At 43.3% G+C, this 21,038-nt stretch carries 24 protein-coding genes, 4 tRNA genes, 1 other RNA gene and 1 riboswitch; of the genes, 18 read left to right on the forward strand and 11 right to left on the reverse strand.

Annotated elements, in window-relative coordinates; genetic code table 11:
• Positions 1-40: 40 nt before the first annotated feature.
• The 3 genes from rnpB to coaD form a co-directional block, all read right to left on the reverse strand.
• Positions 41-397, reverse strand: an RNA gene (gene rnpB, locus FB6_RS03895) — RNase P RNA component class A.
• Between the two features lie 26 nt (positions 398-423).
• Positions 424-687 (reverse strand): YfhL family 4Fe-4S dicluster ferredoxin, encoded by a 264-nt coding sequence (locus FB6_RS03900; RefSeq protein ID WP_174558741.1) that lies wholly within the window; start codon positions 685-687, stop codon positions 424-426.
• Position 688: 1 nt separating this feature from the next.
• Positions 689-1,180, reverse strand: a complete 492-nt coding sequence (gene coaD, locus FB6_RS03905) for a pantetheine-phosphate adenylyltransferase (RefSeq protein ID WP_174558742.1) — start codon at positions 1,178-1,180, stop codon at positions 689-691.
• 140 nt (positions 1,181-1,320) lie between these two features.
• Here coaD and smpB point away from each other — a divergent pair, with 140 nt between their 5' ends.
• Positions 1,321-1,797 carry an SsrA-binding protein SmpB gene (smpB, locus tag FB6_RS03910; RefSeq protein WP_092819720.1) on the forward strand — a complete coding sequence of 159 codons (477 nt, stop codon included), beginning with the start codon at positions 1,321-1,323 and terminating at the stop codon, positions 1,795-1,797.
• Between the two features lie 38 nt (positions 1,798-1,835).
• On the opposite strand, the gene FB6_RS03915 is transcribed toward smpB, so the two are convergent.
• From FB6_RS03915 to rluD, 3 genes are read right to left on the reverse strand one after another with little or no spacing between them, the layout of a single operon-like run.
• Positions 1,836-2,387 (reverse strand): flavodoxin family protein, encoded by a 552-nt coding sequence (locus tag FB6_RS03915; RefSeq protein WP_174558743.1) that lies wholly within the window; start codon positions 2,385-2,387, stop codon positions 1,836-1,838.
• 39 nt (positions 2,388-2,426) lie between these two features.
• On the reverse strand, positions 2,427-3,167 hold the full coding sequence (gene pgeF, locus FB6_RS03920) for a peptidoglycan editing factor PgeF (protein ID WP_174558744.1): 741 nt from the start codon (positions 3,165-3,167) through the stop codon (positions 2,427-2,429).
• 51 nt (positions 3,168-3,218) lie between these two features.
• Positions 3,219-4,271 (reverse strand): 23S rRNA pseudouridine(1911/1915/1917) synthase RluD, encoded by a 1,053-nt coding sequence (rluD, locus tag FB6_RS03925; RefSeq protein ID WP_174558745.1) that lies wholly within the window; start codon positions 4,269-4,271, stop codon positions 3,219-3,221.
• Between the two features lie 71 nt (positions 4,272-4,342).
• Between rluD and FB6_RS03930 the strand changes: the two genes are divergently transcribed.
• Together FB6_RS03930 and FB6_RS03935 are read left to right on the forward strand one after the other, a co-directional pair.
• Positions 4,343-5,374, forward strand: a complete 1,032-nt coding sequence (locus FB6_RS03930; RefSeq protein ID WP_174558746.1) for an outer membrane protein assembly factor BamD — start codon at positions 4,343-4,345, stop codon at positions 5,372-5,374.
• 202 nt (positions 5,375-5,576) lie between these two features.
• Positions 5,577-7,499, forward strand: a complete 1,923-nt coding sequence (locus FB6_RS03935) for a DNA primase (protein WP_174558747.1) — start codon at positions 5,577-5,579, stop codon at positions 7,497-7,499.
• A gap of 187 nt (positions 7,500-7,686) precedes the next feature.
• On the opposite strand, the gene hemA is transcribed toward FB6_RS03935, so the two are convergent.
• Positions 7,687-8,970: a glutamyl-tRNA reductase gene (hemA, locus tag FB6_RS03940; RefSeq protein WP_174558748.1), complete on the reverse strand. Its 1,284-nt coding sequence runs from the start codon at positions 8,968-8,970 to the stop codon at positions 7,687-7,689.
• A gap of 78 nt (positions 8,971-9,048) precedes the next feature.
• On the opposite strand from hemA, the gene FB6_RS03945 reads away from it, so the two are divergent.
• From FB6_RS03945 to ribB, 12 genes are all read left to right on the forward strand, one after another.
• The gene (locus FB6_RS03945; protein ID WP_174558749.1) at positions 9,049-10,761 is read left to right on the forward strand and encodes a tetratricopeptide repeat protein; all 1,713 of its coding nucleotides are present in this window, start codon (positions 9,049-9,051) and stop codon (positions 10,759-10,761) included.
• Positions 10,762-10,769: 8 nt separating this feature from the next.
• On the forward strand, positions 10,770-11,351 hold the full coding sequence (gene lolB, locus FB6_RS03950; RefSeq protein WP_174558750.1) for a lipoprotein insertase outer membrane protein LolB: 582 nt from the start codon (positions 10,770-10,772) through the stop codon (positions 11,349-11,351).
• Positions 11,352-11,373: 22 nt separating this feature from the next.
• Positions 11,374-12,204 (forward strand): 4-(cytidine 5'-diphospho)-2-C-methyl-D-erythritol kinase, encoded by an 831-nt coding sequence (ispE, locus tag FB6_RS03955; protein ID WP_174558751.1) that lies wholly within the window; start codon positions 11,374-11,376, stop codon positions 12,202-12,204.
• 1 nt (position 12,205) lies between these two features.
• A tRNA-Gln gene (locus FB6_RS03960) sits at positions 12,206-12,280 on the forward strand.
• Positions 12,281-12,309: 29 nt separating this feature from the next.
• Positions 12,310-12,384 (forward strand) — tRNA-Gln (locus tag FB6_RS03965).
• 19 nt (positions 12,385-12,403) lie between these two features.
• Positions 12,404-12,478, forward strand: a tRNA-Gln gene (locus FB6_RS03970).
• 91 nt (positions 12,479-12,569) lie between these two features.
• Positions 12,570-12,644 (forward strand) — tRNA-Gln (locus FB6_RS03975).
• A 36-nt stretch (positions 12,645-12,680) separates the two neighbouring features.
• Positions 12,681-13,634, forward strand: coding sequence for a ribose-phosphate pyrophosphokinase (locus FB6_RS03980; RefSeq protein WP_174558752.1), 954 nt, complete (start codon positions 12,681-12,683; stop codon positions 13,632-13,634).
• Between the two features lie 100 nt (positions 13,635-13,734).
• A complete protein-coding gene (gene rplY / locus FB6_RS03985) occupies positions 13,735-14,028 on the forward strand; it encodes a 50S ribosomal protein L25 (protein WP_174558753.1) in 294 nt (97 codons plus the stop codon).
• A 19-nt stretch (positions 14,029-14,047) separates the two neighbouring features.
• Entirely contained in the window at positions 14,048-14,629 is a 582-nt protein-coding gene (gene pth / locus FB6_RS03990; protein WP_174558754.1) for an aminoacyl-tRNA hydrolase, read from the forward strand.
• A gap of 143 nt (positions 14,630-14,772) precedes the next feature.
• Positions 14,773-15,153 (forward strand): aspartate 1-decarboxylase, encoded by a 381-nt coding sequence (gene panD / locus FB6_RS03995; RefSeq protein WP_174558755.1) that lies wholly within the window; start codon positions 14,773-14,775, stop codon positions 15,151-15,153.
• Between the two features lie 154 nt (positions 15,154-15,307).
• A riboswitch (FMN riboswitch) is annotated at positions 15,308-15,464 on the forward strand.
• A gap of 109 nt (positions 15,465-15,573) precedes the next feature.
• Entirely contained in the window at positions 15,574-16,233 is a 660-nt protein-coding gene (gene ribB / locus FB6_RS04000) for a 3,4-dihydroxy-2-butanone-4-phosphate synthase (RefSeq protein WP_174558756.1), read from the forward strand.
• Between the two features lie 101 nt (positions 16,234-16,334).
• Here the strand turns inward: ribB and FB6_RS04005 are convergent, their stop codons facing one another.
• The gene (locus tag FB6_RS04005; protein WP_174558757.1) at positions 16,335-16,946 is read right to left on the reverse strand and encodes a LysE family translocator; all 612 of its coding nucleotides are present in this window, start codon (positions 16,944-16,946) and stop codon (positions 16,335-16,337) included.
• 57 nt (positions 16,947-17,003) lie between these two features.
• Positions 17,004-17,492 carry a DUF1289 domain-containing protein gene (locus tag FB6_RS04010; protein ID WP_174558758.1) on the reverse strand — a complete coding sequence of 163 codons (489 nt, stop codon included), beginning with the start codon at positions 17,490-17,492 and terminating at the stop codon, positions 17,004-17,006.
• A gap of 205 nt (positions 17,493-17,697) precedes the next feature.
• On the opposite strand from FB6_RS04010, the gene trhO reads away from it, so the two are divergent.
• From trhO to FB6_RS04025, 3 genes are all read left to right on the forward strand, one after another.
• Positions 17,698-18,630 (forward strand): oxygen-dependent tRNA uridine(34) hydroxylase TrhO, encoded by a 933-nt coding sequence (gene trhO, locus FB6_RS04015; protein WP_174558759.1) that lies wholly within the window; start codon positions 17,698-17,700, stop codon positions 18,628-18,630.
• A 208-nt stretch (positions 18,631-18,838) separates the two neighbouring features.
• Complete coding sequence (locus FB6_RS04020) at positions 18,839-19,132, forward strand: FUSC family protein (protein ID WP_174558760.1); 294 nt, start codon at positions 18,839-18,841, stop codon at positions 19,130-19,132.
• A gap of 75 nt (positions 19,133-19,207) precedes the next feature.
• Positions 19,208-19,822 carry a DedA family protein gene (locus FB6_RS04025; protein WP_174558761.1) on the forward strand — a complete coding sequence of 205 codons (615 nt, stop codon included), beginning with the start codon at positions 19,208-19,210 and terminating at the stop codon, positions 19,820-19,822.
• Between the two features lie 345 nt (positions 19,823-20,167).
• On the opposite strand, the gene FB6_RS04030 is transcribed toward FB6_RS04025, so the two are convergent.
• Positions 20,168-20,692 carry a YecA family protein gene (locus FB6_RS04030; protein ID WP_174558762.1) on the reverse strand — a complete coding sequence of 175 codons (525 nt, stop codon included), beginning with the start codon at positions 20,690-20,692 and terminating at the stop codon, positions 20,168-20,170.
• A gap of 69 nt (positions 20,693-20,761) precedes the next feature.
• The gene (locus FB6_RS04035; protein WP_086176283.1) at positions 20,762-20,971 is read right to left on the reverse strand and encodes a PA3496 family putative envelope integrity protein; all 210 of its coding nucleotides are present in this window, start codon (positions 20,969-20,971) and stop codon (positions 20,762-20,764) included.
• Between the last annotated feature and the right edge of the window lie 67 nt (positions 20,972-21,038).

Here is a 21,038-nt window from a genome sequence, read left to right on the forward strand (position 1 = left end):
CCTGCTGTCAAGAAATATCACACAATAATTGTAAAAAATTTAGTGAAGTGAGCCGATAAGCCGGGTTCTGTCGTGAACGATCATTCCTCTAGGCGTACAATCACTCGTACGCTCAAGCGACCTACCCGAATCCAGCACGGGCCGTGCCTGTAGGATTCCTATTTGGTCTTGCTTCTGGTGGGGTTTACCTTGCCGTGAACTGTTACCAGACACGCGGTGCGCTCTTACCGCACCCTTTCACCCTTACCTCACGAATGAGGCGGTCTACTCTCTGCTGCACTTGCCGTCGGCTTACACCGCCCAGGCGTTACCTGGCACCCTGCCCTAAGAAGCCCGGACTTTCCTCCCCTGCTTCAATCACGAAGATCTCCACAGCAGCGATCGTCTGGCTCACTCCGGGGCGCATCTTACCAAATTTCAGCACTAATTACTGGTGCTTTTTTGTGCAATCAGCTTTTTATATTTTTCCATCAGTTCATCTGATGATTCCACATGCTGGGGATCATGCGGAATACAGTCAACTGGACAGAACAACTGACACTGCGGTTCATCAAAATGCCCAACGCATTCGGTACATAAATCCGGGTGAATTTCATAAATGACTTCACCCATGAATATCGCTTCATTCGGGCACACCGGCTCACAGACATCACAATTGATGCATTCATCGGTAATATATAAAGACACGCTACCAACCTTGCTGTTGTTTCCGTTTAAAGGCTTCTACCACAGCTTGCGGCACAAACTGCGCGACATCACCATTCAAACGAGCAATTTCACGTACTAAAGTAGATGAAATAAAAGAATATTGTTCTGAAGGTGTCAAAAACACGGCTTCAAAACTTGAATCCAGGCGACGATTCATATTGGCCAATTGAAATTCGTACTCAAAATCCGATACAGCGCGTAATCCACGCAGTACCGCTGTTGCTTTTTGTTCACGGAAAAAATTAACCAACAAACCATCAAATCCGACAAATTCTACATTGGGCAAGTGACTAAGCGACTTTTTTGCTAGATCCACTCGCTCTTCCAAACTAAAGACTGGATTTTTATGATGACCAATGGCAATAGCAACCACTACTTCATCAAACATTTTCGCTGCACGCGACACCAAATCGATATGTCCATTGGTAATTGGATCGAAAGTGCCTGGATAAATGACGCGAGATTTAGTCATCCATTTTTACTCTAGTTTTTAGTAGAACCCTATTTTAGCAAAAACTTCTTTTTTTAGTGAACAATCTCCTTAATTTTGAAAAAACTTCACCTTGGCGCGAGTTTGAGGCAAAATAGAGTCAATCTTGGAACATTCGTATTATGTCGAAATCAATCGTAGTTAAAAAAAATACTGGTGGCACTATTGCGCAGAACAAGCGTGCTCGCCATGATTATTTTATTGAAGAGAAATTCGAAGCTGGGCTGTCATTACAAGGCTGGGAAGTCAAGTCCTTACGTGCTGGGCGGATGACCATTACCGAAAGCTATATTCTTTTTAAAAACAATGAAGCATTCTTGTTTGGTGCACAAATCCAACCCTTGTTATCTGCTTCGACGCATGTGGTGCCCGAAGCAACCCGCACACGTAAGTTGCTGCTCTCCCGTCGTGAAATTGAAAAACTTTTAGGTGCAGTGAATCAGAAAGGTTATGCCTGCGTACCTTTGGCATGCTACTGGAAAGGTCCTTTGGCTAAACTGGAAATTGCCTTGGTAAAAGGTAAACAGTTACATGATAAGCGCGCGACTGAAAAAGATCGGGACTGGCAGCGTGATAAAGCCCGAATTTTTCATAAATAAAAAAAACCTCCAGCTGGAGGTTTTTTATTTCAAGAACCTTATTTGAACTTGTTTAATAACAAGCCAATATATTCACCGAACCAAAGAGCGGTATCCAGATCCCCTTGCGGTGGCGTCACATCTACCGGTGCATTATCTGACTGGGTCATCAGACCTAAAAAGCCCGACATCCGGTTCAGATCCTGACCACTCCGCCCTGTGGGCATCAACGGCAAACCTGCCCATAACATGCCATGCTGCATGGCAAATAAATTGATTTGTTGCAATACCGCCAACTTGTCACCACTGAGTCCACCACCATTGGTAAAGCCCGCTGCAATTTTGCCTTGCCAGCTACGTGCCAACCAACGTTTAGACGACTGCTCCATAAACAGTTTCAGAGCTGAAGTAAGACTGCCCATATAAGTTGGGCAGCCCAACACAATCGCATCTGCCTGATCCAGAATATCCCAATCAACTTGCTCGATGTTCATGCAATGCACCTGTACACCTGTTTGCTGAGCACCTTGGGCAATAAAGGAAGCGACCTTTGCAGTATGTCCATAGGGGCTGTGATAAACAATAGCAAGAGATTTCGTGGATAAAGACATATCAATAAAAACAATAAATTTTAATCAAGTTTAACAGTTTCATGCCATAAACACGAATGTCGCCATGCGTCCGGTTTTGGCTTCACGGCGATAGGAAAAATATTCTTCCGTTTGCTGATAGCTACACTGATCGCCACCCAAGACGGTTGTCACACCGTGTTGCTGCAAAATAAATCGCGCAATGGCATATAAGTCAGCATAAAACTTGGTGGCTTTTTCACCTGCCTGAAAAGCACTTTCCAGTTCTGGATATTTGGAGCAGAAAACCAGTTTGACTTCTTCACCGATCTCAAAACAGGGCTGACTGATCGCAGCACCCAACCAGGCCCAGGTGGGCGGAGTTTGCATGGCAGCAATGGTGTTTTCAATAATCCCACCCGCCAGACCACGCCAGCCGGCATGCAAATTCGCCACTTCTGTGCCCTCGACATTGCCCAGTACCACCGGCAAACAGTCTGCGGTCATCATCATTAAAGCATGCGCTTTACGCTGAGTGACCAGACCATCCCCTTCCAAGGCTTCAAAAGGAATCTCTTCATTGATGCTATGACAGATGGTGCTATGGGTTTGCGTCATCCAGGTGACTTTATCCACACCAAATTCAGCAAACTCTGCCAGCAAAGCCATACGATGCTGCTGTACACGTTTAGCATCATCACCCACATGCAAGGCCAGATTAAATCCCGCAAGTTTCGGCTTTGCTGAAGCTTGCGTTTTTTCATGATGCACCCGGGTCTGTCCAACATATACCCCGGATGGAAGCCCTTGAACAAATTGCATGTCGATTTCCTTGTGCTTTTACTTATGATTCATAACCAGCAAGCAAACTGCTTAGTAGGCTTTATTTTCACTACGCAATACATCAACCAGTTGCGTAAAATCTTCCGGCCAAGGTGCATCAAACATCATTTCTTCACCACTACGTGGGTGAACCAATCCCAGTTTTGCTGCATGCAAGGCCTGGCGTTTGAATTGACGCAGCGTATCGCCGAGCAGTTCCGAAGCCCCTGCCGGTACACGCACCCTGTTCATATACACTTGATCACCGACCAGACCATAGCCCAGATAACTAAAATGCACACGAATCTGATGGGTACGTCCGGTTTCTAAACGGGCTTGCACGCGAGTAAAATGCTGGAAGCGTTCTTTGACGTTGTAATGGGTCACCGCATCTCGACCACCCGGCAATACTGCCATTTTCACGCGATCCACCGGATGGCGCTTAATTGGTTCATCAATGGTGCCGCCGGCAATGATATTGCCGTACACAATCAGATCATAAACACGATAGACTGATTTTTTGGCCAACTGCTTACTTAAAGAAAATTGCGCTTCCAGATTTTTGGCCACCACCAGCAAACCACTGGTGTCTTTATCAATGCGGTGTACCAGACCGGCACGGGACAGTTCCGCAGATTTTGGATAATGATACAGCAAGGCATTAACTAACGTACCCGAGCTATTCCCTGCACCCGGATGAACCACCATCCCGACCGGTTTGTTGATCACAATAATATCGTCATCTTCATACACCACATTTAAGGGAATATTTTCCGGCAGGCTTTTGGTTTGAACTTCCAGCTCAACATCCAGTGTTAACAGCTCATTGCCTTCACACTTGTACTTGGGTTTGACACTGTTACCATTTACCAACAAATGGCCGTCTTTCAGCCACTGTTTCAATTTTTCACGGGAAAATTCATTCCAGATGAGTGCCGCCACCTGATCGATACGCTGCCCCAAATAGCTTTCATCCAATTGAAATTGCAACGATAAACGTGTTGCAGTTGAGTCTGAAGTATGGTTATCTGCATCCTCAGAATCTTCAAGTAAATTGAAATCAGTTTCAGGGACATTAGAATTAGAAGATTGTGCTTGACTCATTTGCTCATTCAGACAAAAGTGGTTTAATAGCGCAATTGTAGCTCATTGCCAGTATTAACAGAGGAATTTTTATGTCGTTACCACGTTATAAAATGACAATGCTTGCTTTATCTTTAGGCGTTGCGTCGGCAATAGTGGGCTGTAGCAGTAATCCAAAGAAAGAAGTGGTGGATACAGGACCACAGTCTAGCGAGCAGGTGTATATTCAAAAAGCAGAAAAAGCACTTGAACGTGGACAATATACCGATGCGGCCAAGCATCTTGAAGCCATAGACACCTATTATCCAACAGGTGAATATGCGCAGCAGGCACAACTCGAATTGCTGTATGTCAAATTTCAGCAAAAAGATTATGAAGGTGCGATTGCACTGGCTGAACGTTTTATCCGTTTAAATCCGCAACATCCAAACGTTGACTATGCTTACTATGTTCGTGGTGTGGCGAACATGGAACAAAACTACGATAGCTTGTTACGTTATACCTCACTAAAACAGGCGCACCGTGATGTCAGCTACTTAAAAGTGGCTTATCAGAACTTTGTCGATTTCATTCGTCGCTTCCCTTCAAGCACTTATGCAGTCGATGCCGCACAGCGCATGAAGTTTATTAGCACTGAACTGGCTGAATCTGAGATGAATGCAGCGCGATTCAATATCAAGCGTAAAGCGTGGTTAGCAGCAGTTGAACGCTCTCAATGGGTGGTTGAACACTATCCACAAACCCCTCAAGTTCCTGAAGCCTTGGCAACCATGGCTTATGGTTATGACAAATTAGGCGACACTCAAACTTCCAAGCAATATATTGAATTGCTTAAACTGAATTATCCACATTTGGTTAAATCAGATGGTAGCGTAAATATACGTGCTGCACATGGTGAAGGTAGCTGGGTTAACCGTGCCACTTTGGGGATTTTGGGCCGTGAAGCGCAAAGCTCAACTGAAGCAGAACAACAGAAAAATACCGATCAATCAGAAAAACGTAGTTTCACTAACCGCATCAGTTTTGGTTTGCTAGATCGTCCTAAAACAGAAACTAGCATTCCTCCTGCACCAACAGAACAACCGCAAACTGAGACGCCTACAGAAGCACCAGCAACCGAATAAGCTTGGCTTATTGTTCGCATTTTCATGAAGGGCAAGTTATCATACTTGCCCTTTTGCTATTTTAATGCCTCATATTGATCATTTTGGGCAAAAGGTATACAAATTAACTTTTAAGTGATACCGCAATTTAAGCTTGCGGAAATTCTGACTGCGTATTTGGTCAGTTATTTTATAGATAGATACCAAACCCGATTGCAGACCTATGGCTATTCCTCAACACACGATTGATCAAATTCTAGATCGGACCGATATTGTCGATCTGATTGGTCAGCGCGTGAAACTTAAGAAAACTGGCCGTACCTATTCAGGCTGCTGCCCGTTTCATCAGGAAAAATCGCCTTCATTCCATGTCTATCGGGACAAACAGTATTTCCATTGCTTTGGTTGCCAAGCCAACGGCAATGCCATCCGCTTTTTAATGGATATCGACGGTCGTAATTTTGTCGATGTCATGAAAGATTTGTCCAGCCGTACCGGCATTGAACTTCCAAAAGATAATCACGATTCCAATAAACTCAAATATAAACGTGAGGCAGCCAAACCCAAAGCGGCTGTTCCAGCATCGCAAAATCAGCCACAAAATCCACTTCAAGCTCAGTCCAATCCTGCTGAAGCACCCGCATCTGCAGCGCATTTTGATCCCTTTGCAGAATTTCAGGCGACCCAGCAAGAAGATTATGGCGATCCTTTTGCAGCATTTGATCAAGTTCCTTTTGAAGAAGTCACTCAAGATGGCAACCTGTTCGACCTGCTGGAGAATATTGCCCAGTTTTATGAGCGTCAGTTACCGCAAAGTCAAACTGCACAGCAATACTTCAAGCAACGCGGTTTAAGTGCAGAGACTCTTGCTTACTGGCGCTTAGGCTATGCACCGGAAGATTGGCAGCATCTGGAAAAAGCTTTTCCGCAAGATATTGAAGGTTTAAAACTGCTGGGGCTGATCCGAACCAGTGACAGTGGTCGCGATTTTGACCTGCTGCGTGACCGGGTGATTTTCCCGATCCGTGATCCTAAAGGTCGAGTGGTCGGTTTTGGTGGTCGTGCACTAAATGACGAGATCAAACCCAAATATATCAACTCGCCAGATTCGGAAGTGTTCCATAAAAACCAGCTACTTTATGGCTTATATGAAGGGCGAAAACAGAAGGCTCAAGACTGGCTGATGGTTGAAGGCTATATGGATGTCATTGCCTTGCAGCAATATGGCATCGCAGGCGCAGTAGCCACACTAGGAACCGCGAGTAATACCGAACACTTAAATATTCTGTTCAAGCAGAATAATCGCATTACCATTGCCTTCGATGGGGATGCTGCCGGACAGAAAGCCGCCAGACGTACGCTGGAAATTGCCCTCCCCTTACTGAATGATGGACGTGAACTGAAGTTTTTTGTCTTGCCCAATGACCATGATCCGGACTCGCTGATCCGTCGTGAAGGCATTGAAAACTTCCATCGCTTATTACAGCAAGCGCCCTTATTGTCCGATTTTGTATTTGCCCATTTAACCCAGAATCATGATGTGACCAAGCCTGAAGGTAAAAGTCAGGTCATGGGTGAATTGCGCCAACTGACCGAGTTATTGCCCAAACAGGGCTCCTATCGTTACCTGTTACAGCAATTTTTCCGGGAAAAACTGGGTTTTAGCCGCAAATGGCAACCTCAGGTCAACAATGATGCTTCTTTAAGCTTTAGCACCAAGATTGATGCAGAAGAATATGTGATTGCGATTCTGATCAAGCATCCCTATTTATATATTCATTTTGAACCGTTGCGTGCCTTAATTCCACAGGATCAATTGCTGTTTAAAATTTTGAATATTTTTAATACAATTTTTGATGATTTACCGGATGATACCGAGTTATCGCAATATTATGTCTTAGGTGCCTGTGCGCCGTATCACCATGACTTGCAACATATTTTACTGCAAGCCAATGTCAGCGATTACACCTCATCCCCCGAGCAGGCAGATAAATTGGCGGAAGATTTTTCCATTAAATTACAATACCAGTGTCTGCAACAGAAAATAAAATCCAAGAAATTTAGTAACATCGCTGAAATGCGCAATCTAAAACAGCGCATTTATGAAATTGACCGTAAGCGCACCATGACCTTGTTAGAAGATTAAGTTTTAATTTTTAAAATAGAGACATCACATCACCTTAAGCTGAATGCTTAAGATCATCAGGTGATTGAATGGATATGAGATTTTTCACGTTATTACGCTTTCAGCCGTACTTAGCACGACAAAGTTAAATACAAAAAAACAAGCTTTAGAAAGATATACTGTACGCTAACGATGAGTCCAAAGAATGTTAGCGTTTCGACTTACGGCGCTTGGCAAATACTTCATCCAGACCATCACGCAACGATTCAAAATAACCCGGATCTTCATCCTTGGCTGCCTGACGCAATAAAATCGAAGTGGGATGCAGCAGTTTTTGCGTCAACCGATGTGAGAATGCCTGCAACACCTGCTCTGGATTTTCGCCCCCGGCAATTTGTGCCAAGGCCAGACTCAATTCTTCTTGTCTTAATGTCTCACCCTGTTCACGGTAAGCATGAATAGTGCTGCCGGCACTTTTGATTTTTTGCTGAGTGAGCAACTCTGTAGCTAACTGGTTGACCATGACTTCGGCTTCAACCGCTGCCTGACGACGTTGTGCCAGATTGTCATCAATTACACTTTGTAAATCATCCACGCCATATAAATAGACGCCATCCAACGATTCAACTTTCGGATCGATATCACGTGGTACTGCCAGATCTACCAGCAGCATCTGTTGATAGCGGCGTTTTTTCAGTGCTGTTTTGATATCGGCATAGGAAATGACCTGATGCAGACTGCCGGTACAGCTGGAAATTACATCTGCACGATGTAAATTCGCAGCTAAATCTGCAAATTCAATAATTTCCACTTCCACCCGATGCGCAATTTCTTGTGCCAGCGTTTCTGCACGGGTACGCGTCCGGTTACAGATCAGTACCTTGCCCACACCCATTTCTGCCAAGTGCTTGGCAACCAGGCTATTCATTTCACCCGCCGCCACCACCATCACGGTCAGTTTTTCAGGCTTGCTAAACACTTGCAATGCCAACTGGGCAACGGCATAACCCATGGAAACAGCATGACTACCTACTGCTGTTTCCGAGCGAACCCGTTTCGCAGCATAAAAGGCATATTCAAAAATTCGGTTTAAATTGGAAGAAACAGTATGGGCGTCTTTAGCCAGAGAGAGTGCTGATTTCACCTGACCCAAAATTTGCGGCTCACCCAGCATCAAGGAGTCAAGCCCACTTGCTACCCGCATTAAATGGGTCACGGCCTGCGCATTTTCATAGCGATATACATGATTAAACAATTGTTTAGCATCTATGCCATTTGCCTGAGCGAGCCAATTCATTACCATATCTGCATTTTCAGACATGGCATAAACTTCAGTACGGTTACATGTAGACACCACGACCATATCATTCAGGTCAGGGTTCTGGCTTTGTTCTGCCAGCAATTGCGTTAACTTTTCAGGGTTAAAGGCAATCTGCTCACGCAGTTCTACAGAGGCGGTTTGATGGTTGACACCCAATGCAAAGAAAGACATATCAGATCATCATTTCGCTAAATTTATGCTATTGTGCAGTATTGGTGTCATAAAAAGCATTACTTGGATCAAGAAAAATTGCGTCAAACAAATAGCCGGATAAGCGGCGCGACAATTAAGCAATATTCTACCACATTCTTACTTGTGGGTAGCATGGCTTCTAGCGCTCATATTAGAGCATCTGGAGAAATTTATCATGCATATTCAAACTATAATGCCATAAAACAGAGCATGATTGCTGAATTTGCATTGACCTATCATGACATTCCTACTGCTTTACACAATTACACAGTACTTGCAATTAAAAGCAATTCCACTACGGTGAAACAGCGTGCATTAAATGTCGCACTGGAACAAAACGACTTAACTGCAGCACTGGATATTGCTACACATTGGGTGGTTCAAGAACCAACCGATGTCCCAGCTTTATTTTATCTTTCACATATAGCCTTAAAAGCGCATGAATATGAACTAGCCGCAGAAACGCTGAATAAAATTTTAAAGATTGATCCCGATGCAGATCTGGAAAAAATTCTGGTCGGGATTGCACCTGAAGAACCCGAAGATCGTGAAGTTTTAATTGAAGCCTTACGCAAAAGCAAAGAACGCGACAATCCTTCAATCCTTGTACTGATTGCCGGACTGGAAGCTCAAAATGGTCAGTTTGAACAGGCCCTGAACACTATTAACCGTGCTTTGAAAAAGCGTGCCAAAGTCACTGGTTTCATTTTAATGAAAGCTAATTTACTTAGTGCCTTAGGAAATGATGAAGAAACATTAAAGTGGTATAGCCAATCTAGCCGCAAGCATAAAAATAATCTCGAAGTGCGCTTAGCTGAAATTAAATATCTGATCAAAATAAACCAATCTGAATTAGCTTTGAACAAACTTGAAAGCCTACTAAAAAAATGGCCACATGAAGAAGAAGCCCTTTTTATTGCCGGCCTCACCAGTATTGACTTGGAACAATACGAAAAAGCTGAAAGATATCTAGTCGGACTGCGTTATTCCAATCAATATCAAAATGAAGCCTATTATTACTTGGCCGTGAATGCCGAACGCAAGCAGCATTTTGAAACAGCAAAAGCCTATTACCGTTTGGTGGATGGCAGCCTTTATACGGTTTCACGCCGCAATATGATTAACATTTTCTCAGAACAAAATCAGCTGACCGATGCCCTGCGCTTTTTGACTCAGGAACGCGTGAACTATCCGCAATATGCCAGTTTTTTATATCAGGCTCAGGCAGATATTTTAAAACGTATGGACAATAAAAAAGCCGCCATGCGCCTGCTGGATGAAGCTATTAAAAACATTCCCGATGATCCGGAACTGATCTATTCGGAAGTCTTGTTGCTCGATCCTTATCAGGATCAAGACAAGCTGGATAAACTATTGAAAAAGTTACTGGAAATTGAACCCAATAGCCCTACTTATCTGAATGCCTATGCCTACACCCTGGCGCTGCAAAACCGGCGTTTGGATGAGGCACGTAAATATGTGGAACATGCCCTGGAGTTTGCGCCGGAACAAGCCTCCATTTTGGATACACTAGGCTATATCACCTTTTTACAGAATGACTTTAAGACCTCGGCGCAAGTGCTGGAAAAGGCTTATCAACTTAGTCAAAGTGTGAAAATTGGCGTGCGCTATGCAAAAGCACTGTACATGCAAGGTAATCTGACAAAATTTAATCATGTGTTACAACAATTACAAAAAAAACACCCCAATGATCCTCAATTGGAACAATTGAAATCGTTACTGTTACCGCAACCCATGAAAAAGAGTTAATCCACTGTATGCGTATTTTTTCCAAAGTCAGCCTAACCCTGCTTGCAACCAGCACCCTGATCTTGTCGGGCTGTCAACAATTTACCCAGCCTCAAGCACCGAATGTCGCGCAAATTCCTGAAGCCGTTAACAATTTCAATCTTCAAGGTAAAATTGGGGTCAGAACGCCAGGACAGTCTGGCAGCGCATTTTTTACCTGGGTACAAGAACAGGATGAATTTGACATCGAACTCAGTGGCATTTTAGGGGTAGGTAAAACCCAGATTTCAGGCCAACCGGGGAATGTCACCCTCAACAGTGCCAAAACTGGACTGATTCAAGCCGCGACTCCGGAAGAATTATTGCAACGTGCCACTGGCTGGCAAGCACCGATTACCCATCTCGTAGATTGGGTTCAGGCCAAACCTGCAACCATACAAGCCAAAATCAGTAAAGATGAGCAAAATCGCCCAATTCAATTTCTGGAAGATGGCTGGACCGTTGACCTGAGTTATAATGATCAGGCCCAATTACCTAATAAACTGATTTTGAAGCAGGCACTTGAGTCAGGTCAGGAAAACCGTATTACAATGCTCATTCAAAATCGTTAAGTTCTTAAAAGTTCAAAATTCTATGATTCGCGCACCCTCTCCTGCCAAGCTCAATCTTTTTTTGCACATCACAGGTCGTCGTGACAACGGTTATCATGAATTGCAAAGCATTTTTCAACTGATTGATTTAAGCGACTGGCTAGAATTCACCCCAACAGATGATTTAACAATCTCTATTGAGGGTTTGAGCAATGTCAATTTAGAGCAGAACCTGATCTACAAAGCGACGCAAATCTTAAAACCTTATGCGCAAAAGCTGACCGGTCTTGCCATTTCAATTGAAAAGCACATTCCCATGGGGGCAGGTCTAGGCGGCGGATCTTCCAATGCAGCCACCACCCTGATTGTGGTCAACCAGTTGTGGCAATGTGGCTTAAGCATTGAGCAATTGGCGGAATTGGGGCTGAAACTGGGGGCCGATGTTCCGGTTTTTGTACACGGTCTTAATGCCTGGGCAGAAGGGATTGGTGAACACTTAACATTCATAGACTTAGATCAAAAACAATACATCGTGCTCAAACCTGATTGTTTTATCAGCACTCAACTGCTTTTTTCACAAAAAACGTTGACAAGAGACACGAAGCCTACTAAATTTTGCGCCTATCAGTTAAAGCCATTTAACTTTGGAAATAACTTTGAGCCTCTAGCAAGAAGTCTATATCCTGAAGTTGATGAAGCGATGCAGTATTTAGACCAGTTCGGTATTGCAAAACTTACAGGTACAGGTGCTTGTGTTTTTACTGAAGTAACCGCAGATATGAATATTGATGAGATTTTGGCGCATTCACCTTGTAAAGCTTACTTGGTTAATAGTTTAAATGAATCACCATTACGTCATTTCAAGGTTATATGATAGGGGCGTCGCCAAGTGGTAAGGCACCGGGTTTTGATCTCGGCATCCGTTGGTTCGAATCCAGCCGCCCCTGCCATCATTTTCATCTGTAGATCGTTGTATTTTAGGGGCGTCGCCAAGTGGTAAGGCACCGGGTTTTGATCTCGGCATCCGTTGGTTCGAATCCAGCCGCCCCTGCCATTAAATACAACATCGAATTAGGGGCGTCGCCAAGTGGTAAGGCACCGGGTTTTGATCTCGGCATCCGTTGGTTCGAATCCAGCCGCCCCTGCCATTTTCTCAAAAAAGACAGAGCAATCTTTGCTTGTTGATTTGTTAATTCACCTTGACAGAGAACAGCAAAAATATTAAAGTTCTGCCGCATTAGGGGCGTCGCCAAGTGGTAAGGCACCGGGTTTTGATCTCGGCATCCGTTGGTTCGAATCCAGCCGCCCCTGCCATCTATTTTCAAACATTCCAACCGCCAAGGGTGCTTCATGCCCAATCTTGTCGTTTTTAGTGGAACTGCACATCCACAATTCGCCCAAAAAGTCGTAAGCCACCTGCACATCCCTTTAGGTGCAGCATCTGTAGGTCAATTTTCTGACGGTGAAATCGCTGTCGAAATTACCGAAAATGTTCGTGGTAAAGACGTATTCCTGGTACAACCTACTTGCGCCCCAACGAATGACAACCTGATGGAAGTCCTTGTTATGGCTGATGCTTTGCGTCGTGCAAGTGCAGGTCGTATCACTGCTGTCATTCCTTACTTCGGATATGCTCGTCAAGACCGTCGTCCTCGTTCTAGCCGTGTGCCAATTACTGCCAAAGTTGTCGCAGACATGCTGACTACTGTGGGTATTGACCGCGTGGTAATGATCGACCTTCATGCTGACCAGATCCAAGGTTTCTTCGATATCCCTGTAGACAACATCTACGGTACTCCTGCATTACTTGCTGACCTTCGTCAACAGCAACACCATAACTTAATGGTTGTTTCTCCAGACGTTGGTGGTGTAGTTCGCGCACGTGCTGTAGCCAAGCAAATGGGTGATATCGATCTAGCAATCATCGATAAACGTCGTCAAAAAGCAAATGAATCACAAGTGATGCATTTGATTGGTGATGTGAAAGATCGTGACTGCGTCATCGTGGATGACATGGTGGATACAGCAGGCACCTTGTGTAAAGCTGCTGATGCACTGAAACAGTTTGGTGCTCGCCGTGTCGTTGCCTATGCAACTCACCCGGTACTTTCTGGTAAAGCCCTTGAGAACTTGAAGAATTCTGTACTCGACGAACTTGTAGTAACAGATACTATCCCGCTTTCTCAAGAAGCATTAGAACTTGGTAAGATTCGCCAAGTTTCAGTAGCCAGCATGGTTGCTGAAACAATTCGTCGTATTAACAACGAAGAATCTATTAGCGCAATGTTTGATTCTTATCTATAATATAGCGCTAAATTTTCAAAACCCTGCTTTTGGCAGGGTTTTCTATCGCTGAGCTGGTCGAAAACTCAGCTTAATTAAACTTAAATTAGGAATGTCTATCATGGCAAACTTCGTATTAAACGCAGCAGCACGTGAAGAAGCAGTACAAGGGAAAGGTTCGAGCCGCCGCCTTCGTCTTCAAAACAAAGTACCAGCAATCATCTACGGTTCAGGCGAACCTGTTGCAGTAACTTTAGAACTTCGTGAACTTGTTAAAGCACTTGAAAACAACGCTTTCTTTGAAGAAGTTGTTGAAATCAAAGTTGGCGATAAAGTTGAAAGCGTTAAAATCCAAGCTTTACAACGTCACCCAGCTAAAAACACTCCTATGCACGCTGACTTCAAACGCGCATAAGTGTTAACGGTGTAAATTAGTGTCAAAACTTTCGCTAATTGTTGGTTTGGGCAATCCTGGTAAGGAATACGCCCAAACCCGCCATAATGCAGGCTTCTGGTTCGTTGAACGCCTTGCAGAACAATATGGCATCTCTCTCAAAGCCGATCCTAAATTCCACGGAATCAGTGGTCGCGGTAATATTGAAGGTCAAGACGTCCGTCTGCTTTTACCGACTACATTTATGAATGCCTCGGGTAAAAGTGTAGTTCCCTTCGCCAAATTCTATCAAGTTGCACCTGAAGCCATGCTGATTGCTCATGATGAACTGGATATGAACCCCGGTGTAATTCGCCTGAAAACGGGCGGCGGTCACGGTGGTCATAACGGTTTACGTGACATCGTTCCACATACGGGTCCAAATTTCCATCGTCTGCGCATTGGAATTGGTCATCCAGGTTCTAAAGAACGCGTATCTGGACATGTACTCAGCAAAGCCCCAAGCAGTGAACAGGCTTTAATGGACGATGCTCTTGCACACGCTTTATCCCGCATTAAACTGCTGGTAAACGGTGACATACAGCAAGCCATGAACCAGATCAATGCTTACAAACCAAACTGATAAATCCATAAATTGTTGAACAATCCTTCTTGCCATCTTGCCTGTTTCAGAGCAAAATGCGCATTCTGCCGATTACTTATCCAGTAAGAAGTGATTGATTAACCATAAGATAAGATCTTAGGTCTACCAAGGAGACGCTAGCCATGCTATCTCGTTTATTAAAAGCTAAAATTCATCGTTGTGTGGTTACACAAGCAGAATTACATTATGAAGGTTCTTGTGCAATTGACGGCGTACTATTGGATTTAGCCGGTATCCGCGAATATGAAGAAATTCATATGTGGAACGTGACTAATGGTAAGCGTTTCACGACTTATGCAATTCGTGGTGAAGACAACTCGGGCATCATTTCTGTCAATGGTGGTGCAGCACTGCAAGCCGATGTCGGTGATTTGATGATCATTGCTACCTTTGGTGATTTCACCGAAGCTGAAGCCAATGCCCATAAACCACGTTTGGTCTATGCAAATCCAAATAACACAGTGAACCACACAGCTAACTGTATTCCTGTGCAAGTTGCTTAAAGATTTCAAGATTCCCAAAAAGCCCGCTAATGCGGGCTTTTTTATTGCTTGCTTATACCTGTTTTTTACATTATTCATCATGTGACTATTCATATGACTGATTCATCTATACAAATCTGTACCATTGCTACAAAACAGGTCTATACTAATTGCACATCGCTTCAGGGCGGGGTGTAATTCCCCACCGGTGGTAAGTTAAAGCTAGCATTTTCTAGGATTTAACCAGCCCACGAGCCTATCGTCAAAATACGATTCGCAGATCTGGTGAAATGCCAGAGCCGACGGTATAGTCCGGATGAAAGAAGACGACGTCACACATTGACATTTCCAGAGTGTAATCTTTGGGAGCTGTTTGGTAACGCCAGTATTTCACATGTCCTGAAATGTTCAACCGTATCCATAAATTACGAGAGCGTTTCAATGTCCAGTTTAATTCAACCCGAAATTTTCTTTTCTGCCCTCCCTCCTGCTGAGCAGCGCATTCAAAAAGCACTAGAAGACATCCGCCAAGGCAAACCTGTATTGGTGATGGATGACTTTGACCGTGAAAATGAAGCCGACCTGATTGTGGCTGCAGAAACCTTAACTGTAGAAACCATGGCTCGCATGATTCGTGATGGTTCAGGCATTGTTTGTCTTTGCCTGACTGATGAACTTGCCAATCATTTACAGCTTCCACCCATGGTGGCAGATAATTCCAGTCATTTTAAAACCGCATTTACTGTAACGATTGAAGCAGCGCAAGGTGTCACTACAGGCGTATCAGCTAAAGACCGCACCACTACCGTCAAAGCTGCAATTAAAGATGGTGCAGTTGCCAGCGACCTCAACCGCCCTGGTCATGTCTTCCCTTTACGTGCCCGTGAAGGTGGTGTACTCACCCGTCGTGGACACACCGAAGGTACGATTGATCTAGCACGTTTGGCCGGCTTAAAACCTGCAGGGGTTTTGTGTGAACTGACCAATCCCGATGGCACCATGGCATCAGGTATCCAAGTATTGTCCTATGGTCAAACACATGATTTAACAGTTATTACTATTGAAGAAATCATGCAGTATCGTATTCAGCACAATGTTTAAAATATTGCTTAAAAAATTTTAGAATGAGAACAGGCCTGCTATCTCAAGCCTGTTTTTTCAGCTTAAAATCTGCCATGATTCTTTCAAAAATCTCTCAAGCTCTAAGCAAAAACCGTTGCATAAATACCATACAGCGCAACCACGACCAAAATCATGCCGCAGGCTGCCAGTAATTTCGGATACAGTTGAGATTGGGATAAGCTATTAAATGAAAGATATACTAAAGAGAGCGTCGCAAAATCTAAAATAATCCAGCTGATAGTCAGTACCGAAAAACTTAGATTCATGTCTGAAGTAATACCCACAAACTTTGGAAAAAATGAAGCGAAGAAAATAATATCTTTAGGATTGGAAATTCCGACCAGCAAGCCCTGTTTGAATCCACCCTGTGCGGCTTTCAGTTGCATAGGCTGTTCAACATGCGTGGTGAAAACTTCTTTTAAAATATCCAAACCGATATAGGCAATATACAGACAGCCCAATATTTTGATGCCATTCAACCAGTATTCATTGATATTTAAAATGCCTTTCAAAATACAGACAGATAGAACAATTAAAATCAGTGAAGCAAAATTTGTCCCAAAAATAGTTTGCAGGGCTTTTCTATAACCGCCCTGTAAACCCGCGCTTGCAACCAGTAACATGACCGGACCGGGCGTCGCAATCATCACCACCACAGCCACACAATATAAAAAATACTCGGAAGAATTCAAAAACAATGTCTCTTATCTACTTAAAACCTGCAATTTTATGACGCAAAAAAAGAGGATCTAATCCTCTTCTTCCATACTTTGCAGTAAATGCATACTGATGCCATCCGCTCTTAAAAAAGCCAAATCATAACTCGCCGTTGCCAGAGCCAATACACGCCGCTCAAATTCATCCCATAAAGGACGAACGTCTTTATAGTGAATGCCTAAGCCACTATCAACAGTGAAATGACGGTTTTTCTCACACAACTTTAATGCATGGTAAAGCTTACGTCCTTTACTCGCATCAGGACGCAAGCGCACACGCTTGGATAAAACAAAACCTTCAACATGGGCTATATCAGCCATGGGCAACATCGGTATCAGAATCTGATCCAGTTGTGAATCTAATCGACGCCAAATGGCCGTATGCTGTTCTGGAGTATAGGTATTCCACTTAATCACTTCATGATTAAAACGGCGGCAACCACGACAGACCGAATCACCAAACACGGTAGAGCAACGCCCTGCACATGGAGTTAAAGAGGCAATTCGACGATCAGTATTCAAAATAAACTCCGAAATTCAACAACATAAAGGTCTTTCAGGTGCAGACCATTTTTAATGTAGTACATAAGAGACACAGGCATCATACATCTCATAAACACAAATTAAAAACCATATTTTGCGAAGGGTTTTCTCGCTAATTTGGACAATTCACGGTAGAATATGCGCCTTAAATTTTGTCCTGTCTTAAATATATTTGGAGTATTCCATGAACGCTACTGTAGAACAGCTTGCACCTGTAGAACAGCAAGCGACCACTGAATGGGTTGTTGCCGCACTTTATCAATTCAAAGAAGTTCAAGATCCAGCCGATCTTCAACAACGTCTTCTCGATTTGGTAAAAACCATCAATCTTTGTGGAACTCTAATTGTAGCGGGTGAAGGCATTAACGGGACGGTTGCCGGGGATCGTGTAGCGATTGACCGCATTCATCAATTCCTTCTGAACGAAGGTTTTAATGCCATGGAATATAAAGAGTCACAGAGCTCTGAAAAGCCATTCCGTAAAATGAAAATCAAACTGAAACAAGAAATTGTGACTTTAGGCGTGGAAGTCAAACCACGCGATTTAGTCGGTCACTATCTTGATCCTAAAGAATGGAATGAACTGATTGCACGTGACGACGTGATTTTGATCGATACGCGTAATGACTACGAATATAAAGCCGGTACATTTAAAGGTGCGCTTGATCCTCAAACTGAAACCTTCCGTGAATTCCCGGAATACGTAAAAAAAGAACTTGAACAGCACAAAGACAAGAAAATTGCCATGTTCTGTACTGGTGGGATTCGCTGTGAAAAATCCACTTCCCTGCTTCTTCAAGAAGGCTTTAATGAAGTCTACCACCTCAAAGGCGGTATCTTGAAATACCTTGAGGAAACTCCAGCTTCCGAGAGCATGTGGGAAGGTGAATGTTTCGTCTTTGATGGTCGTACTGCCGTGACACATGGTGTAGAAGAAGGGCAAAACATTAAATGTCATGCCTGTGGCTGGCCTTTGCTTCCTGAAGAAGTTGAGCTTCCAAGTTATGAACATGGCGTGTCTTGCAAATACTGCATCGATAAAACCAGCGAGAAACAAAAAGCCGGTTTCCGTATGCGTCAGTCGCAAATTGCAGCAGCTAAACGCAAACGTCTGTAATCCAGATTAAGAAACAAAAGCTCTCACTCGAGGGCTTTTTATTTACCTAAAACTAACAATAAATAAAAAAAGATCACTAAGTCTTACTATTAATGTGTGTCACTTCACAAATAATCTGATACTCTGAGATAAAAATTACAATAAATCTATAACCCATTCATTTTTAAAGTTAAAAATTAAATTTATAACGTGAAAAAGGAGTTAAATTATGTCAAGAACAATTAGTCGTTCAGCCAACTATACCCGTCGCTTCCACCTTGTACGCGAAAAAAATATTAAAAAAGTAGAACAAATTAAACAAACTTTAGAGCAGGAATCACATCTTTTTATTGTGATCATGGGAGCAGTAATCGGTAGCATTTTTTCCCTGTTCATTGCCTATCACCTAACACCTAATTTGCTTGAATATGCCCTGCTCGGTGTGATTCCATTTGCACTCGCTTACAGTTTAAGAAAAGTATATATCCACACCCTGATTCATAGCCAAGAAGAATTACGATGACTTCTGGACGACACTTTACCCTGCAACAAATAAAATTTAGGATGGTGTAAATATCACAATTATTTGTATCACTTTATGAATCTAACAGAGTGGATTATTTCTATTATGGAACAGTTGGGCTATCTCGGTATTGCCCTGCTGATGTTCCTTGACAATGTGTTTCCGCCCATCCCTTCCGAAATCATCATGCCATCCGCTGGTTACTCTGCCTCACAGGGTCAGCTGACTTTATTCGGCGTTATTATTGCCGGTTGTTTTGGCTCATTGCTCGCTGCCGCCTTACTCTACTGGGTTGGCTATAAATTTAATAATGACAGCATTTTTGGTTTCATTGACCGTTACGGTAAATATCTGTTTATTAAATCGGAAGATGTCAAAAAATCACTCGACTGGTTCGAACATTATGGACACCGTATTGTGTTTTTTGGCCGCATGATTCCAGCAGTACGTTCGCTGATTAGTATTCCCGCAGGCATGAGCCAAATGCCTTTTTGGAAATTTATGTTTTATAGTGGTTTGGGCACCATCATTTGGACGACTTTTCTGGCCTGTATCGGTTTTTATTTTGGTGAAAATCAGGCACTGATGCAGCAAATTTTTAGCCAAGTCAGCCATGTGATCCTTGTAATTGTAATTGCCATTGTCATCTGGATTCTTTATCGCAGGCATAAACGCAGCACTAAAATCTAGCCAACATCATAGAGCTGGACAGTATTTAAAATTTTGCAATTGAATTTATGGCGGGTGCACCCAGTTGACTACACAAGCTAATTTCTCATTTCTGCATTCAATAAAAAAGCACCTATCAAAGGTGCTTTTTCAACTAAGCCAATTCGTTTGATGTATGAGCCGTAATGATAACGGTGCAAGATCAACATCATGCTGGCTCAGGTATATGCGCTGCGATTGTAGCGGCGCAAGGTGTATCATCACGCTGGCGTGTGATACATGAGCTGCGATTATAGCAGCGCAAGGTGTGCCATCACGCTGGTGTGTGATACATGAGCTGCGATTATAGCAGCGCAAGGTGTGCCATCACGCTGGCGTGTGGTACATTAAATATAGCTCATTCAAGTTGTCTGGAATTTCTTCCGCAATTTCGTCCATGAGCTGACCGTTGCGGCGGAAAGATTCCATTTGTGGATCTTCTTCATCCACGCCACTGAACACCATCATTGGTAAAGTTAAGTCTACCAATTGCTCTTCATGTTCAGGCGTAAACCAGGCATCTTCGTTCAAGAACATCGCATCGACAAAGCCAACGCTCCAGTCACCTAAACTTGAATCCACTTCTGCTTCTTCAATTTCAAAAGGAAACTCGATTCCTTCTTCATTGGCCAAGCTTTGACGAATTGATTCTAACCATGCTTTTACTTGGGCAATAATTTCAGCAGGTACTTTCTTTTGATTGTTATCAAAAAGTTCGTCCAGCCATTTATCGAATTTCGGACCAACAGCAATTGCACATAAAAAGCCATGAGTAGCCGGGAAATCTAGACCATATTCATTTTGGTCGCCATCTAGATATTCGCTCAAAAGGTCTAAATCTAAAGCACTCATTTAAAATCCAGGTTTGTAAAATAACTACGGCATAGCATAGCATTTTAGCCCGCTATGCTGAATCCTATTTTAGTCTTCTTCGTCATCAAAATCGTCGTCATCATCCAGATCATAATCAAAATCTTTCAGTTCACGCTCTAAACGACGTTGTGCGAGAAGGTCATCAATGAGACGACGTTTTTCTAACGACTCTTTAGCACTAATTTTGCTTGATACTTCATCAAAACTAACATCATCATCACTGTAGCTATCATCTAGTTCAAAATCTGTAGAAGACACTAAAACTACCTCATGGTGAAAAAAGTGAATGGGTCTAGGCGCTATTTATCGTGCTTATGCATTCTTG

It is taken from the genome of Acinetobacter bouvetii, from assembly GCF_902753875.1.
Taxonomy (GTDB): domain Bacteria; phylum Pseudomonadota; class Gammaproteobacteria; order Pseudomonadales; family Moraxellaceae; genus Acinetobacter; species Acinetobacter bouvetii_A.